The organism is Sulfurihydrogenibium sp. (assembly GCF_027448985.1).
Classification (GTDB): Bacteria; Aquificota; Aquificia; order Aquificales; family Hydrogenothermaceae; genus Sulfurihydrogenibium.
In genome coordinates this window covers 1-1695 of the sequence record NZ_DAIDMN010000145.1, presented here as the reverse complement: position 1 = coordinate 1695, position 1695 = coordinate 1, and the positions used below count along the sequence as shown (strand labels likewise).

General features: G+C 33.3%; 3 protein-coding genes. All 3 read right to left on the bottom strand.

What is annotated here, in order from left to right; all coding sequences use genetic code 11:
• Positions 1-602, bottom strand: a 602-nt coding sequence (locus tag NE054_RS08100) for a Ni/Fe hydrogenase subunit delta (protein ID WP_297890457.1), incomplete at its 3' end; no start/stop codon positions are given.
• Positions 602-1399, bottom strand: a complete 798-nt coding sequence (locus tag NE054_RS08095) for an FAD/NAD(P)-binding protein (RefSeq protein ID WP_297890456.1) — start codon at positions 1397-1399, stop codon at positions 602-604. The genes NE054_RS08095 and NE054_RS08100, both read right to left, overlap by 1 nt.
• On the bottom strand, positions 1399-1695 hold a 297-nt coding region (locus tag NE054_RS08090; protein ID WP_297890455.1), incomplete at its 5' end, for a 4Fe-4S dicluster domain-containing protein. The genes NE054_RS08095 and NE054_RS08090, both read right to left, overlap by 1 nt.

Below are 1695 nucleotides of genomic sequence, written 5' to 3'. Positions count from 1 at the left end.
CCATAACATCCTCTATTTACAGAGGGACAGATTGCGTTACATCCAGCCATCGTTATAGGACCAAGACAAGGTCTTCCTAAAATCAATTGACATACATTACCTTTTCTTTTACATTCAAGGCATACAGAGTAGTTGTAATCCGGAACACTCTTTTTTAGTAAAAGTGCAATAAGACATTCTTTAAGTATATACGTTGGTATAGGGCATCCTCTTATTTCATGGTCTACCTTAACCACTGTAGATACGGGAAGTGCTTTATCAAACGTTTTTTTTGTTACATCAGGGTTTTTATAAATGGTTTTTGTTTCGTTAAAATCTCTGAAATTCCTTATAGATTGAACACCGCCAGATGTTGCACATGCCCCTATGGTTATAAGAACTCTACTTTTTTCTCTTATATCTTTTATTCTTAAAATCTCATCTTCCGTGGATATAGAACCTTCAACAAATGCTACATCAAAAAATTCATATCTGTTGTTTGATTGACCTTCTAAAAAGTAGTCAATTTCAATATCTTTTTGATTTACTAACTCTTGGGAAAGCTCTAAAAAGGACAATTGGCAACCATCACAAGAAGAAAACTTAAATATTCCAACTTTCATCAAACACCTTTTTTATTGTAAAAGTACTCTATTTCACTGTAGTTAAAGACAGGTCCGTTTTTACAAACAAAGTACGGACCTATCATACAATGACCACATGTTCCTACCGCACACTTCATATGTCTTTCTAAAGATACGTATATGTTTTCTTTTTTTACACCTTTTAATGTTAATTTTTCAACACAAGCTTTAACCATAGGGTCAGGTCCACATATAAAAATAACGCTATCTTCATCTAAATCATTATTTTCTATCAATTCTGTAATTAAACCTACTTTTTTATTCCATCTTTCATCGGAAATGTTCAAAATCGTTTGAAAATTCATTTCCTTTTCCCAATACTTTATCCTATCCCTGTAAAGAATATCATCGTAACTTTTTGCGCCGTAAAGAGATAAAATTTTTTTAAACTTATCTTTTTGGCTAAGTGCTTCCTCTATAATCCATCTAGTAGCTGCAAGTCCAAGTCCACCGGATACTATAACTAAATCTTTACCAAAAGCTTTTTCCAATGGCCAACTATTACCGTAAGGTCCACGTAAATAAAGATTATCTCCTTTTTTTACACTTTCAAAGTATCCAGTAACATCTCCAACGATTCTGATAGTGTTTGTCATAACACCGTTTTTATAGTCTGCTATCGTTATTGGAGACTCACCCCTTCCAAATGCGTAAAACATAATAAACTGACCTGCTTTTGCATCTTTTAAATCAAATTCAACATCGACAGTTACAGTGTTATAATTCTCTCTATAAGCATTTATTACTCTTGCAACTTTTAGAGAGTAAGGTCCCATTAAAAATCCCTCAACTTTTGAGTTTCTACCTGAATATCTATTTTTGCTGGACACCATGTTATACATCTTCCACATCCTACACATCCGAAATCTCCGAATTGGTCTTGCCAGTACGCCATTTTATGTAATAACCACTGTCTGTACCTCAAAGATACCTTATCTCTTAAATTAAATTTATGGACGACGGCAAAGTTTGGACTAAAGCAAGAATCGTAAATTCTTAGCCTTTCTGAAAAACTTTCATCTAAAGAATTTTTTTCCATTATGTCAAAACAGAAACAGGTAGGACATACTTG